Origin of the sequence: Caballeronia sp. LP006, from assembly GCF_031450995.1 — a bacterium.
In the GTDB taxonomy this organism is placed as follows: Bacteria; Pseudomonadota; Gammaproteobacteria; order Burkholderiales; family Burkholderiaceae; genus Caballeronia.
Genome location: NZ_JARTVW010000005.1, coordinates 2,064,790 through 2,077,967, shown reverse-complemented (window position 1 = coordinate 2,077,967; position 13,178 = coordinate 2,064,790). Strand labels below are relative to the sequence as shown.

Genomic DNA, 13,178 nt, shown 5'->3' with positions numbered 1-13,178 from the left:
CTCGACATGACGAACAGCAGCACCGTCAATCTTCTCGATCTCGACGCCGCCGGGCTCGTCGCTTATTGCGGCAGCCTGGGCGAAAAGCCGTTTCGCGCCAAGCAATTGCAGCGCTGGATCCACCAATATGGCGTCGACGACTTCGACGGCATGACGGACCTCGCGAAATCGCTGCGCGAAAAACTCAAGGGTCGCGCCAGTTTGGCGATGCCCGACATCTCTCGCGATCACGTTTCCACCGACGGCACGCGCAAGTGGCTGATCGACGTAGGCAACGGCAACGCGGTCGAAACCGTGTTCATTCCCGAGGAAACGCGCGGCACGTTGTGCGTGTCCTCGCAGGCAGGCTGCGCGGTGAACTGCCGGTTCTGTTCCACAGGCAAGCAGGGATTCTCCCGCAATCTGACCACTGGCGAGATCATCGGCCAGTTGCGCATGGCCGAATTCGCGCTGCGCAAGTCGCTCGGGCGCGAAGTCGGCGGCCCGGGAAAGGGCGAGCGCGTCATCACCAATGTCGTGATGATGGGCATGGGCGAGCCCATGCTGAATTACGACGCCGTCGTGCCCGCCATGCGTCTGATGCTCGACGACAACGCCTATGGCCTGTCGCGCCGTCGCGTGACGCTATCCACTTCCGGCGTCGTGCCCATGATGGACCGCCTCGCCGCGGATCTGCCAGTGGCGCTCGCCGTGTCGCTACACGCGCCGAACGATCCGCTGCGCGACATGCTGGTGCCGCTCAACAAGAAGTATCCGCTGCGTGAATTGATGGCTGCGTGCCAGCGCTATCTGAAGGTTGCGCCGCGCGATTTCATCACGTTCGAATACTGCATGCTCGACGGCGTCAACGACACCGAAGCCCATGCGCGCGAACTGCTGGCCGTCACGCGCGACGTGCCGTGCAAATTCAACCTCATTCCGTTCAATCCGTTCCCGGAATCAGGTCTGACTCGTTCGAAGAACGAGCAGATCAAGCGCTTCGCGCAGGTTCTGATGGACGCGGGCATCGTCACCACCGTGCGCAAGACGCGCGGCGACGACATCGACGCAGCTTGCGGGCAGCTTGCGGGCGAAGTGAAGGATCGCACGCGCCTCGTGGAACGCATGGGTCGCGCGCCAGGCAAGGTGATCGAGGTGCGCGCGGTCTGACGCATTGCCGCCGTACAGCGAAGAAAAACAAGTCCGAAAAGACGGAAGTCGCGCCAGGCCGGCGCGCAAAGCCGAACATTTTGTTATAAAGCGGTCTGCAACATTGCCGGGGCTGTATCGTTCACGTTTTGATGCAATCCGCCGGCTTAGCCGCGCTATATAAAAGAATCGATGCGAGGAAATTGGGATGAGTGAGCCGCAGCACCCGACGCCTTTTGGCAGTCATACCGGGGGTCTTCCTGTCAATGAGCATGACGGTCAGGCGGGCACTGGCGGGGCGGCATCGAACGCGAGCCAGACGGGGCCTCTGGATTCGATTGCCGCTGTCGGCGCGCGGCTCGCGCAGCTTCGTCACGCGAAGTCATGGTCGATCGACGACATTTCAGCGCGTCTCAAGGTCTCGCCGAACAAGCTGCTCGCGCTGGAAGCGGGCGACATCAGTCAATTGCCCGATCGCACGTTCGCAGTGGGTATCGTGCGTAGCTACGCCAAGGTTCTCGGTACCGATCCCGCGCCTTTCACGCAGGCGTTTCGTCGCGAGGGCGCGGCGGTCGGGCAAAATCTGAAGGTGCCGGCTTCGGCGGGTGCGGGTCTGCCGCGACAGCGCGTGTCGGTGCCACTCGGTGGCTCGTCGGGCAAGAAACGCTCGTGGCTCTGGGGCATCGCGGCGGTCGTCGTGGTGCTGGCCGCGCTCGTGATGTGGCATACCGGCGGCGATTCGTCGGCGTGGCTCGCGCGCCTCAAGTCGAGCACGGGCGCTGGCACGGCCGCGCCGGGCGACACGGTGTCCGCTTCCGTCGTCTCCACGCCTGATGAAGCCGCCGCGGCGAACACCGGCGAAGCCGCCTCGCTGCCCGAAGTGGCCGCCGCGCCCGGCGAACAGCCAATGCCACGTCCGCTCGGCACGAACGCGTTGCCGGCCTCGTCGTCGACCATTGCGGCGTTGCAGGGCGCAAGCGCGTCGGCCGCAGCCAAGCAGGCGCCGGCCGCTGGCGCCGCCGCATCCGCGCCGGTCGTCGCCGGCACGGGCGCGAGCGCAGTCGAATTGAAAGTGAAGGAAGATAGCTGGTTCAGCGTGCGCGGCAAGGACGGCAAGGAGGTTTTCTCCGGTCTCGTCCACGCGGGAAGCACGCAACGCGTGCAGGGCGAAGCGCCGTTCAAGGTGACCGTCGGCAACGCGAAGAGCGTCGATTCCATCTCGTTTGACGATCAGCCGGTCGACGCCAAGAAATACGTTTCCGCACGCGGCAACGTCGCGCGCTTCACGCTGCCCTGAACGGGCGGCGCGTAGCGGTGTCGGAGTCGGAGGTTCAGCGCGCGTGCAAGTCATGGGCATTCCGGCTTTTTCCGTGATGCCCGTTCAAGGTTCCATATTCGCACCGTCGCGCCGCTTGCACGCGGCGCCTGGTGGCCAAAGGGTTTTTCGATGCAATCCGAAGCTCAATCCCTGATTAGCAGCAAGATCTGTTCGACCGAACCGGTGTTCGGCGGCTCGTCGAAGCGTCGTGCATCGCATGCGGTGGACGTGCGCTGGGGCGGTCAGCTCGTCACCATCGGCGGCGACTCACCGGTGCGCGTGCAGTCGATGACCAACACTGACACCGCCGACGCCATCGGAACCGCCATCCAGATCAAGGAACTGGCGCAGGCGGGTTCCGAACTCGTGCGCATCACGGTGAATACGCCGGAAGCGGCGGCGGAAGTGCCGCACATCCGCGATCAGCTCGACCGCATGGGCGTGTCCGTGCCGCTCGTCGGCGACTTCCATTACAACGGGCATCTGCTGCTGCGCGATCATCCGGCGTGCGCCGAAGCGCTGTCGAAGTACCGCATCAATCCCGGCAACGTCGGACAGGGCGCAAAGCGCGACACGCAATTCGCGCAGATGATCGAAGCCGCGATCAAGTACGACAAACCGGTGCGCATCGGCGTGAACTGGGGCAGCCTCGACCAGGACCTGCTCGCGCGCATGATGGACGAAAACGCCGCGCGCTCGGCGCCGTGGGAACTGCAAAGCGTGATGTATGAAGCGCTGATCCAGTCGGCGGTCGGCTCGGCGGAACGCGCGGTCGAACTCGGCCTCGGTCGCGACAAGATCATCCTGTCGTGCAAGGTGAGCGGCGTGCAGGATCTGGTCGCCGTTTATCGCGAACTCGCTAAACGTTGCAGCTTCGCGCTGCATCTCGGCCTGACCGAGGCGGGCATGGGCTCGAAGGGTATCGTCGCTTCGACGGCGGCGCTGTCGTTGCTGCTGCAGGAAGGCATCGGCGACACCATCCGTATTTCGCTGACGCCCGAGCCAGGCGGCGCGCGCACGGGCGAAGTGGTCGTCGGCCAGGAAATCCTCCAGACCATGGGCCTGCGTTCCTTTACGCCCATGGTCATTGCATGTCCCGGCTGCGGGCGCACGACCAGCACGCTGTTCCAGGAACTCGCGTCGCAGATCCAAAGCTATTTGCGCAACTCCATGCCCGTATGGCGCGACCAGTTTCCCGGCGTCGAGAAGATGCACGTCGCGGTGATGGGCTGCATCGTCAACGGGCCTGGCGAATCGAAACACGCGAACATCGGCATTAGTTTGCCGGGTTCGGGCGAAAATCCCGCCGCGCCCGTGTTTATCGACGGCGTGAAGGTGAAGACCTTGCGTGGCGAGCGTATCGCCGAGGAATTCCAGCAAATCGTCAGCGACTACGTCGAGCGCACCTACGGGCAAGAAACCGGCAAGCGCGAAGAAACGTCCGCGGCAACACTTTAAAGACAGATGACTGAACAGAAGAAACGGCTCGGCAAGCTGACCGGCGTCAAGGGCATGAACGACATCCTCCCGCAGGATGCCGCGTTGTGGGACTTTTTCGAATCCACGGTGAAGTCGATGCTGCGCGCATACGGTTATCAGAACATCCGCACGCCGATCATCGAGCATACGCAGTTGTTCACGCGCGGGATCGGCGAAGTGACGGATATTGTCGAAAAAGAGATGTACAGCTTCACCGATTCGCTCAACGGCGAACATCTCACCATGCGGCCCGAAAACACGGCGGCGGTGGTGCGCGCGAGCATCGAACACAACCTGCTGTACGACGGTCCGAAGCGCCTGTGGTACATCGGCCCGATGTTCCGTCACGAGCGTCCGCAGCGCGGGCGGTATCGCCAGTTCCATCAGGTCGGCGTGGAAGCACTCGGTTTCGCGGGACCGGACACGGACGCCGAAATCATCATGATGTGTCAGCGTCTGTGGGACGACCTTGGGTTGACCGGCATTCGCCTGGAACTGAATTCGCTCGGCCAGCCTGACGAGCGCGCGGCGCACCGCAAGGAACTGATCGCGTATCTGGAGCAGCACGTCGACGCGCTCGACGAAGAAGCCAAACGCCGTCTCTACACCAACCCGCTGCGCGTGCTCGACACGAAGAATCCCGCGCTGCAGGAAATCGCGCAGAACGCGCCGAAGCTCACCGACTTCCTGGGCGAAGAATCGCGCAAGCATTTCGAGGGCGTGCAAAGGCTGCTGAAGGCCAACAACATTCCGTTCAAGATCAATCCGCGTCTCGTGCGCGGTCTCGACTATTACAACCTCACCGTATTCGAGTGGGTGACCGACAAGCTCGGCGCGCAAGGCACGGTGGCGGGCGGCGGCCGGTACGACCCGCTCATCGAGCAACTTGGCGGCAAGCCCACGGCCGCGTGTGGCTGGGCGATGGGCGTCGAGCGTATCCTCGAGTTGCTGAAGGAAGAGAATCTCGTGCCGGAAGCGGAAGGTACGGACGTCTACGTAGTGCATCAGGGAGAAGCTGCCGCCGAGCAGGCGTTCATCGTGGCGGAGCGTCTGCGCGACACGGGCCTCGACGTGATCCTGCATTGCAGCCCGGACGGCGCGCCTGCCAGCTTCAAGTCACAGATGAAGAAAGCCGATGCGAGCGGCGCGGCTTTTGCCGTCGTGCTGGGCGAAGACGAACTCGCGCAGGGCACGATCGGCGTAAAGCCGCTGCGCCGCGCGGGCGCCGAAACGTCGGACGCGCAAAAGAACGAGCAGGTCAACGTTCCGGCGGAAGACTTGACCGAATACCTAATCAATGCGATGGTGGCATCCGCCGAAGACTAGGCGGCCCGACACGCGGGCAATGGCCGTGGGCATCGCGCTGGATGAGTGAACTGTCCGGCATCGCGCACGGCACTCGAAGTGCAATGAAACGCAGGAAGGAATAGCTGGACGATGAGCTATCACGACGAAGAAGAATCACTGGAAAGTTTGAAAGCCTGGTGGGCCAAGTGGGGTAATTCCACGACGTGGATCATCCTCGTGGCGCTTTTAATCGCAGCCGGATACAACGGCTGGAATTACTGGCAGCGTCATCAGGCGGCCGAGGCTTCCGTGCTGTACGACCAGCTTCAGCAGGCCGTCACCGGCAATGATCAGAAAATGGTGAGCCGTATTGCGACGGACATGGAAGACAAGTTCGGCAGCACGGCCTACGCTCAGATGAGCGCGCTCACCGCGGCCAAGTCGCTATACACGGCGGGCGATACCGCCGGCACGAAAGCGCAACTGCAATGGGCCATCGATCACGCGAAGGACGACGAGTACAAGCAAGTCGCGAAGCTGCGTCTCGCGCTGGTGCTGCTCGACGAGAAAAATTACGACGCGGGTCTGAAGCTGCTCGCGGATGCGCCGCTCGACGCCTACAAGGGTGTGATCGCGGACCGTCGCGGCGATCTGCTTGCGGCGCAAGGCAAGCGCGACGACGCCCGCGCATCCTACAAGCTGGCGCTCGGTGCGCTGCCCGCGAACGATACCTCCGCGCGGCAACTGGTCCAGTTCAAGCTCGACGCGCTCGGCGGCTGATCAGCGCGCGCCGCCGCAATCGACCGAGCCATATAACAATCAGGCCGCCCGGCCGCGCAACGCCTTGAAGGCGAAGGCGCGGCCGGGCGCCGATCAACCGAATCCGATAATTCATGTTGCGTCCACCGATGACTTTTTTGAAACGCTACGCCGTGCCGTTTGCCTGCGCGATGACCGCCTTGCTCGCGGCTTGCTCATCCACCAAGGATGAACGCCGCGTGCCGACACCGCTCGTCGAGTTCAAGCCGGTGCTCAACGTCTCCCAGGCGTGGAAGGCGAGCGTCGGCAAGGCAGGCCGCTATCTGTTCGCGCCGGTTGCCGTGGGCGACGCAATTTTTGCCGCAGGCGAGAACGGCTCGGTCGTGAAGATCGACGCGAAAACGGGTCAGGATGTCTGGCGCATCAAGCTCAAGGACGATCTGTCGGCGGGCGTCGGCAGCGACGGCAATCTGACTGCGGTCGGCGGTCTGAAGGGTTCGGTCTACGTGCTCGGACCGGACGGCAAGCAGTTGTGGACGGCAGTCGCGCCGGGCGAACTGATCTCGCCGCCGCTCGTCGGCAACGACCTCGTGATCGTGCGTACCATCGACGGCAAGGTCGTTGCCTTCAGCGCGCAGACCGGCGAACAAAAGTGGGTCTTCCAATTGCGCGCGGTGCCGCTGAATCTGCGCGTCGCGGCGGGCATGACCTTCGCCGGCAATCAGGCCGTGCTTGCTGGATTCCCGGGCGGCACGTTCGCTGCAATCAACCTGCAAACGGGCGATGCCTTCTGGCAAACGCCGGTTTCGTATCCGAAGGGCGTGACCGAAGTCGAGCGCATCAACGACGTGACCGGCGCGCCGGGACTCGTCGGCGCGCAGAGCTGCGCGGTGACGTTCCAGGGCCGCATCGGCTGCTTCAATGCAAATTCCGGCCGTCCGGACTGGGAAAAGAGCTTCTCGTCCGACAGCGGTCTTGCGCAGGATTCGGACTTGGTCGCAGCAGGCGACGACTGGTCGGTCGTAAATGCATTCCGCACCTCGGACGGCTCGCAGCTCTGGAAGACGGACAAGCTGAAGAACCGCCAGGTCAGCGTGCCGTATATTCTCGGTCGCGCGGTCGTTGTTGGCGACTTCGAAGGTTACGTCCACTTCCTGAGCGCGGATAACGGCGAACTCGTCGGCCGCGCCAAGACCGACGGCAGCGCGATCACCGCGCCGCCCGTGCTCGCCGGCAACACGCTCGTGGTCCTGACGCACGACGGCGGCATCTACGGCTTTCGTCCCAGCAACTAACACGCGCGTGATCGTCTGATCGAGCGGTATTGCGCGCTCGAAGCCGATCGCGCGGCAGGTCCGGCCAGAACCGGGCCGCAAGAGAAAGCAGGAGGCGCGGCAATCGCGCGCACTCCCGAGAGCCTGCCAGCGGAGCGCAAAACGCGCGGTGGGCTGCAAGAATCAAAGCGCGTCGCGCGAAGGCGGCGCGCCAAAACTGCCTCTGACGAGGCGCAGCGGCGTCCCAGCGCCGCAGGCTTGACACACTGACGCCGTGACGCGTCGCGCGTGCCGCAAGCCGAATCCATGCTAATTTTCGACAAGCGCAGCCGTGGCGCGGCATGAGCGGAACGAGAGGTCTCGTTCGCACGCCTCGTGTGCCGTCTTGCGTTCAACCTTGAACAACATCTGATGAAACCCGTGATTGCCCTCGTCGGGCGCCCCAATGTGGGGAAATCCACCTTATTCAACCGGCTGACGCGTTCGCGCGATGCACTCGTCGCCGATCTGCCCGGCCTCACCCGCGACCGCCATTACGGCGAAGGCCGCGTGGGCGGCGAGCGGCCGTATCTCGTCGTGGATACCGGCGGCTTCGAGCCGGTCGCGAAAGACGGCATCCTGCACGCAATGGCGCGGCAGACGCGTCAGGCGGTGGAAGAGGCAGACATTGTCGTGTTCATCGTCGATGGACGCAACGGGCTCGCGCCGCAAGACAAGGCGATTGCCGACTATCTGCGCAAGACCGGCCGGCCGCTTTTTCTCGTCGTGAATAAGGCCGAGGGCATGAAGTATTCGGCCGTCGCGTCCGACTTCTACGAACTCGGTCTCGGCGATCCGCGCGCGATCTCGGCTGCGCACGGCGACGGCGTTACCGAGATGATCAACGACGCGCTCGACATCGCTTATGCCGGTCAACCCGAGGAGAGCGAAGAAGAGAAGGCGCAGCACGGCGTGAAGATTGCCATCGTCGGACGTCCGAACGTTGGCAAGTCGACGCTCGTGAACGCATTGCTCGGCGAGGAGCGCGTGATCGCGTTCGACATGCCCGGCACCACGCGCGATTCGATTTATATTGATTTCGAGCGACAAGGCCGCAAATACACGCTTATCGACACGGCGGGCTTGCGTCGTCGCGGCAAGGTGTTCGAGGCCATCGAGAAGTTTTCGGTGGTGAAGACCTTGCAGTCCATTTCCGATGCCAACGTCGTGATCCTTTTGCTCGACGCCCAGCAGGACATCTCGGATCAGGACGCGCACATCGCGGGCTTCGTGGTCGAACAGGGCCGCGCGCTCGTGGTCGGCGTGAACAAGTGGGACGGTCTGGATTCGCATGTGCGCGAGCGCACGAAGGCGGATCTCACCCGCAAGCTCAAGTTTTTGGACTTTGCTAAATTTCACTACGTCTCGGCGCTGGAGAAGAGCGGCATCAGCCCATTGATGAAGTCTGTCGATGAAGCCTACGCCGCCGCCATGGCCAAGTTGCCGACACCGAAGCTCACGCGCGCGCTAATCGACGCGGTGGAGTTTCAGCAGCCGCGCCGTCGCGGTCCAGTTCGTCCGAAGCTGCGTTATGCCCACCAGGGTGGACAAAATCCGCCGATCATCGTGGTGCACGGCAATGCGCTCGACGCCATTACCGAGACTTATAAACGCTATCTGGAAGGGCGCTTCCGAGAAACTTTTGGATTGGTCGGGACGCCACTGCGCATAGAGTTCCGGTCAAGCCATAACCCATACGCGGACAAAGGCTGAAAGCCGCGTGAGTCAAGCGTTTCAGGCCGGTCGGCCATTTGGCCAGGCTGGTGCGGAAACGAAAATCAGCTATAGTGTAGCGATTGTCGGCGGATCTCTTTTTCTTCGCCGACAATAAATCCAACCTGCAAAAAAACACGGAGTTTGCTATGAGCAACAAAGGGCAATTGTTACAAGACCCGTTTTTGAACGCGCTGCGTAAAGAGCACGTGCCGGTGTCGATCTATTTGGTCAACGGCATCAAGCTTCAAGGAAACATCGAATCGTTCGACCAGTATGTCGTGTTGCTCCGAAATACGGTCACACAGATGGTCTACAAGCACGCCATTTCCACCGTCGTGCCGGCCCGTCCGGTGAATTTCCACCCGGACGCTGAATCGTCCTAAACCTCGTCGCGACCGGCGCTGTTTTCACAAAAAGCGAACATCAAACAATTCGCCGGTCGCTTCAAAAACCGAAAAATATCAATTTGATCAATGCAGCGCTCGTCGGCATCGACTTCGGCAAGATCGATTTCGAAGCCAGTCTGGAAGAACTCAGCCTGCTCGCACAAAGTGCAGGCGCCCATCCCGCCGTCACGCTAACCGGCCGCCGTTCGGCTCCGGACGCCAAGATGTTCATTGGCAGCGGCAAGGTTGAAGAACTGCGCCTTTCTTGCGAAGCGAACGACGTCGAACTCGTCATCTTCAATCACGCACTCGCGCCCGCGCAGCAGCGCAATCTCGAACTCGCGCTCGACCGCCGCGTGGTGGACCGCACGAGCCTCATCCTCGACATCTTTGCGCAGCGCGCCCGCAGCCACGAAGGCAAATTGCAGGTCGAACTCGCACAGCTGCAGTATCTGTCAACACGGCTCATTCGCGCGTGGACTCACCTGGAACGGCAAAAGGGCGGTATTGGCCTGCGCGGTCCGGGCGAAACGCAGCTCGAAACGGACCGCCGGCTGATCGGCGAGCGTATCAAGGCGCTCAAGACCCGGCTCGAGAAGTTGCGCCGTCAGCATGGTACGCAGCGTCGTCAGCGCACGCGTAATCGCACGATGTCGGTCTCCCTCGTCGGCTATACCAACGCCGGCAAGTCCACGCTGTTCAATGCGCTCACGAAGGCGCAGGCGTACGCCGCCGACCAGCTTTTCGCCACGCTCGACACAACCTCGCGTCGCGTCTATCTCGGCGAGGAAGCGGGGCACGTGGTGGTATCGGACACGGTCGGGTTCATCCGCGAATTGCCTCACCAGCTCGTCGCGGCGTTTCGCGCCACGCTCGAGGAAACCATCCACGCAGACTTGCTGCTGCATGTGGTTGATGCATCGAGCGCCGTGCGCCTCGATCAGATCGATCAGGTGAACGAGGTATTGCGCGGCATCGGCGCGGATTCCATCCGGCAGGTTCTCGTCTTCAACAAGATCGACGCGGTGCCTGAGCTGGCGGCCCGTGGCGAAGCGGTTGAAAGGGACGAGTATGGTAATATTTCGCGCGTCTTTTTGAGTGCACGCTCGGGCCAGGGGCTCGATGCGCTGCGCGCTGCCATCGCCGAAATCGCTGCTGCGGAAACGGACGAAAGCGAAGAGGCCTTACCAAGCGTGCTCGCTGAAATCGAAGCGCCGCAACTCGAGCCCGATGCAACGCAATCCCCGCTGTCCGGGTCAAACGAAACACACGACACGAACGCGCAGCCGGAAGACCACCGGCTGACCGAACAACGTGACCACAAGGTTTCCGAGCACGGTCACTGATCGGCTCGCGGAACTCCGGATTGCATCGCCCGGGCTTATCTGTCTGGATGTCTACCCCCGGCTGTCTAATGGTGAATCACCGAGTGAACGACTACAACGAGCGGACTAACAGGCAGCGCATGCATGCCGCCTTTTCGATCAACGATCCGCGCTGGGGGCGGGGCGAAGGCAACGGCGTGAAGAACGACTCGAAGCGTCCGCAAGACGGCAAGCGCCCGAACGGCAAGGACGAAGGCCCGCCCGATCTCGACGAGATGTGGCGCGACTTCAACCGTCGCATCGCCGGTCTGTTCGGGCGCAAGCCCAACGGCGGCGCGCCGCGCGAGAACGGCCGCGGCACGCGCATCGGGCTTGGCATCGTCATTGGCGTGCTGATCGCCATCTATCTCGGCAGCGGCGTGTTCGTCGTACAGGACGGTCACGTCGGCGTGGTATCGCAGTTCGGCAAATATCGGCAAACGGTGGCGCAAGGCATTCACTGGCGCCTGCCGTATCCGTTTCAGTCGCACGATATCGTCGACATCTCTCAGGTCCGCTCGGTCGAAGTGGGTCGCGGCACCGCGCTCGCGCAAGGCAACGTGCGCGATGCCTCGGTTCTGACGAACGACGCCGATATCGTCGACGTGCGCTTCGCCGTGCAATATCAGATCAAGTCGCCGACCGACTTCCTGTTCCGCAATCTCGATCCCGACCAGAGCGTCACGCAGGCGTCGCAGGCGGCAGTCCGCGAGATCGCCGGGTCTATCAGCACGGACGACATGCTCTACAAGGATCGTGAGGCGTTGCGCGCGCGTCTGACCGAATCCATCCAGCGCTCGCTCGATCTCTACCGCACCGGTTTGCAGGTGACGGGCGTGACCGTGCAAAGCGTGCAGGTGCCGACGCAAGTGCAGGCGGCATTCGAGGAAGCTTCGCGCGTGCGTCAGGACAACGAGCGCGCTCGCGACACCGCGCAAGCCTATGCCGATCAGCTGCTGCCGCGTGCGAAAGCCGACGCGGCGCGTCTCGTCGACGAAGCCACGGCCTACGGCAATCGCCAGGTCACCGAAGCACAGGGCGACGCCGAGCGCTTCAAGCAGGTCTACGAGCAATACTCGAAAGCGCCCGCAGTCATTCGTCAACGCATGTACCTGGACACGATGCAGCAAATCTATTCGCGTACCACGAAGGTCTTCGTTGACAGCAAGGCAGGCAATAACGTGGTGTACCTGCCGCTGGACAAGCTCGTCGAGGCGAATCGTCAGCAGGTGAAAGAAGCCGATGCCGCCAGTGCCGCCGCAGCCGCAAGCGCGCCCGCTGGCGATGGCGCACAGGCGCGTGCGCCGGGCGTGGCGTCGTCGCCGGCCGTGTTGAGCGCGCCGGCCAACGGAGCGATCAACGGCGCGGCCAGCGCGACGACTGCAGCCAGTGCGGCCAGCGCGGCCAGTGCCGCAAGCAGTGCAAGCGACCCGCTGCGCTCCCGCGATGCTTTCCGCTCGCGCAATCGTCAAGACGACCTGCAATAAGGAGCGCGAGAACATGAATCGAATCATTGCGCTTGTGGTCGCTGTCGTGATCGTGCTGTTCATCGGTTCATCGATGATCTTCACGGTCGACGAACGGCATGCTGCCGTCGTGGCTTCCCACGGTGACGGCGAACCGAAGCTCGACGGCCCGGGCCTGCATTTCAAGCTGCCCGCGCCGTTCCAGACGCTCACGCTCGTCGATACCCGCACGCTCACCATCGACGAAGCGGGCGCGGACCGCTTCGCCACGTCGGACAAGAACGACGTGCTGGTGAATACCGTCATCAAGTATCGCGTGGCCGATCCGCTCAAACTGTTCGAGAGCAACGAGAAGAACACGCAGACCGCGCAGGAGCGCATCGTCGGGCTCGCGCGCACGTCGCTCGCCAGTGCGTTCGCGAAGCGTTCGCTCACGGACGCGCTCGGCAGCCAGCAAACGCTCGCAAGCGAAGCGCAGAAGTCGGTGGAAGACGCGGCGGCGGCCTTCGGCGTGCAGCTCGTGGATTTACAGATGACGCGTATCGACTTTCCGTCCGTGGTAGCCGACTCCGTCTACAAACGCATGATCGCGGCGCGTCAGCAGGCCGCCGCCATCGAGCGCGCGAAGGGCACGGCGGATGCCGACAAGATCAAGGCGGACGCTCAGCGCGAACAACAGGCGATTCTCGCCGATGCATACAGTCAGGCACAGTCCATCAAGGGCGAAGGAGACAGCAAGGCGGCAGCCATAGCGGCGGACGCCTACGGACGCGATCCGCAGTTCTACCAGTTCTATCAGAGCCTCGAAGCGTATAAGAAGACCTTCAAACCGGGCGACGTGATGGTGGTCGACCCGAGCAGCGATTTCTTCCGCTTCATGCGCGGCCCGAACGGCGGCAGCGCGGATGTTTCGTCCGCGGCTGCCACGGCCGAGCGCTGATCGTGCCCCGCGAAAGCGCGAT

11 protein-coding genes are annotated in these 13,178 nt (G+C 62.8%); all 11 read left to right on the top strand.

Features of this window, described 5'->3' with window-relative positions:
• Nucleotides 1–6: 6 nt before the first annotated feature.
• A complete protein-coding gene (gene rlmN, locus P9250_RS26295; protein WP_310395988.1) occupies nucleotides 7–1,149 on the top strand; it encodes a 23S rRNA (adenine(2503)-C(2))-methyltransferase RlmN in 1,143 nt (380 codons plus the stop codon).
• Between the two features lie 187 nt (nucleotides 1,150–1,336).
• Nucleotides 1,337–2,425, top strand: a complete 1,089-nt coding sequence (locus P9250_RS26290; protein ID WP_310395986.1) for a helix-turn-helix domain-containing protein — start codon at nucleotides 1,337–1,339, stop codon at nucleotides 2,423–2,425.
• A gap of 150 nt (nucleotides 2,426–2,575) precedes the next feature.
• A complete protein-coding gene (ispG, locus tag P9250_RS26285) occupies nucleotides 2,576–3,904 on the top strand; it encodes a flavodoxin-dependent (E)-4-hydroxy-3-methylbut-2-enyl-diphosphate synthase (RefSeq protein WP_244825337.1) in 1,329 nt (442 codons plus the stop codon).
• Between the two features lie 6 nt (nucleotides 3,905–3,910).
• Nucleotides 3,911–5,251 (top strand): histidine--tRNA ligase, encoded by a 1,341-nt coding sequence (gene hisS / locus P9250_RS26280; protein WP_250464961.1) that lies wholly within the window; start codon nucleotides 3,911–3,913, stop codon nucleotides 5,249–5,251.
• A gap of 111 nt (nucleotides 5,252–5,362) precedes the next feature.
• Nucleotides 5,363–5,992, top strand: coding sequence for a tetratricopeptide repeat protein (locus P9250_RS26275; protein WP_244825335.1), 630 nt, complete (start codon nucleotides 5,363–5,365; stop codon nucleotides 5,990–5,992).
• A 128-nt stretch (nucleotides 5,993–6,120) separates the two neighbouring features.
• Nucleotides 6,121–7,266, top strand: a complete 1,146-nt coding sequence (gene bamB, locus P9250_RS26270; protein WP_250464959.1) for an outer membrane protein assembly factor BamB — start codon at nucleotides 6,121–6,123, stop codon at nucleotides 7,264–7,266.
• 390 nt (nucleotides 7,267–7,656) lie between these two features.
• Nucleotides 7,657–8,997, top strand: coding sequence for a ribosome biogenesis GTPase Der (der, locus tag P9250_RS26265; protein WP_244825333.1), 1,341 nt, complete (start codon nucleotides 7,657–7,659; stop codon nucleotides 8,995–8,997).
• A 149-nt stretch (nucleotides 8,998–9,146) separates the two neighbouring features.
• Complete coding sequence (gene hfq, locus P9250_RS26260; protein ID WP_006999489.1) at nucleotides 9,147–9,383, top strand: RNA chaperone Hfq; 237 nt, start codon at nucleotides 9,147–9,149, stop codon at nucleotides 9,381–9,383.
• An 83-nt stretch (nucleotides 9,384–9,466) separates the two neighbouring features.
• Complete coding sequence (gene hflX / locus P9250_RS26255) at nucleotides 9,467–10,732, top strand: GTPase HflX (protein WP_250492302.1); 1,266 nt, start codon at nucleotides 9,467–9,469, stop codon at nucleotides 10,730–10,732.
• Nucleotides 10,733–10,815: 83 nt separating this feature from the next.
• Nucleotides 10,816–12,237 carry an FtsH protease activity modulator HflK gene (gene hflK, locus P9250_RS26250; RefSeq protein ID WP_310395983.1) on the top strand — a complete coding sequence of 474 codons (1,422 nt, stop codon included), beginning with the start codon at nucleotides 10,816–10,818 and terminating at the stop codon, nucleotides 12,235–12,237.
• Nucleotides 12,238–12,250: 13 nt separating this feature from the next.
• Nucleotides 12,251–13,156 carry a protease modulator HflC gene (gene hflC, locus P9250_RS26245; RefSeq protein ID WP_310395981.1) on the top strand — a complete coding sequence of 302 codons (906 nt, stop codon included), beginning with the start codon at nucleotides 12,251–12,253 and terminating at the stop codon, nucleotides 13,154–13,156.
• Nucleotides 13,157–13,178 lie beyond the last annotated feature (22 nt).

Bases quoted from the DNA above. Each gene is read 5' to 3' on its own strand.
- rlmN (WP_310395988.1), top strand. From the start codon at position 7: ATGACGAACAGCAGCACCGTCAATCTTCTCGATCTCGACGCCGCCGGG.
- P9250_RS26290 (WP_310395986.1), top strand. From the start codon at position 1,337: ATGAGTGAGCCGCAGCACCCGACGCCTTTTGGCAGTCATACCGGGGGT.
- ispG (WP_244825337.1), top strand. From the start codon at position 2,576: ATGCAATCCGAAGCTCAATCCCTGATTAGCAGCAAGATCTGTTCGACC.
- hisS (WP_250464961.1), top strand. From the start codon at position 3,911: ATGACTGAACAGAAGAAACGGCTCGGCAAGCTGACCGGCGTCAAGGGC.
- P9250_RS26275 (WP_244825335.1), top strand. From the start codon at position 5,363: ATGAGCTATCACGACGAAGAAGAATCACTGGAAAGTTTGAAAGCCTGG.
- bamB (WP_250464959.1), top strand. From the start codon at position 6,121: ATGACTTTTTTGAAACGCTACGCCGTGCCGTTTGCCTGCGCGATGACC.
- der (WP_244825333.1), top strand. From the start codon at position 7,657: ATGAAACCCGTGATTGCCCTCGTCGGGCGCCCCAATGTGGGGAAATCC.
- hfq (WP_006999489.1), top strand. From the start codon at position 9,147: ATGAGCAACAAAGGGCAATTGTTACAAGACCCGTTTTTGAACGCGCTG.
- hflC (WP_310395981.1), top strand. From the start codon at position 12,251: ATGAATCGAATCATTGCGCTTGTGGTCGCTGTCGTGATCGTGCTGTTC.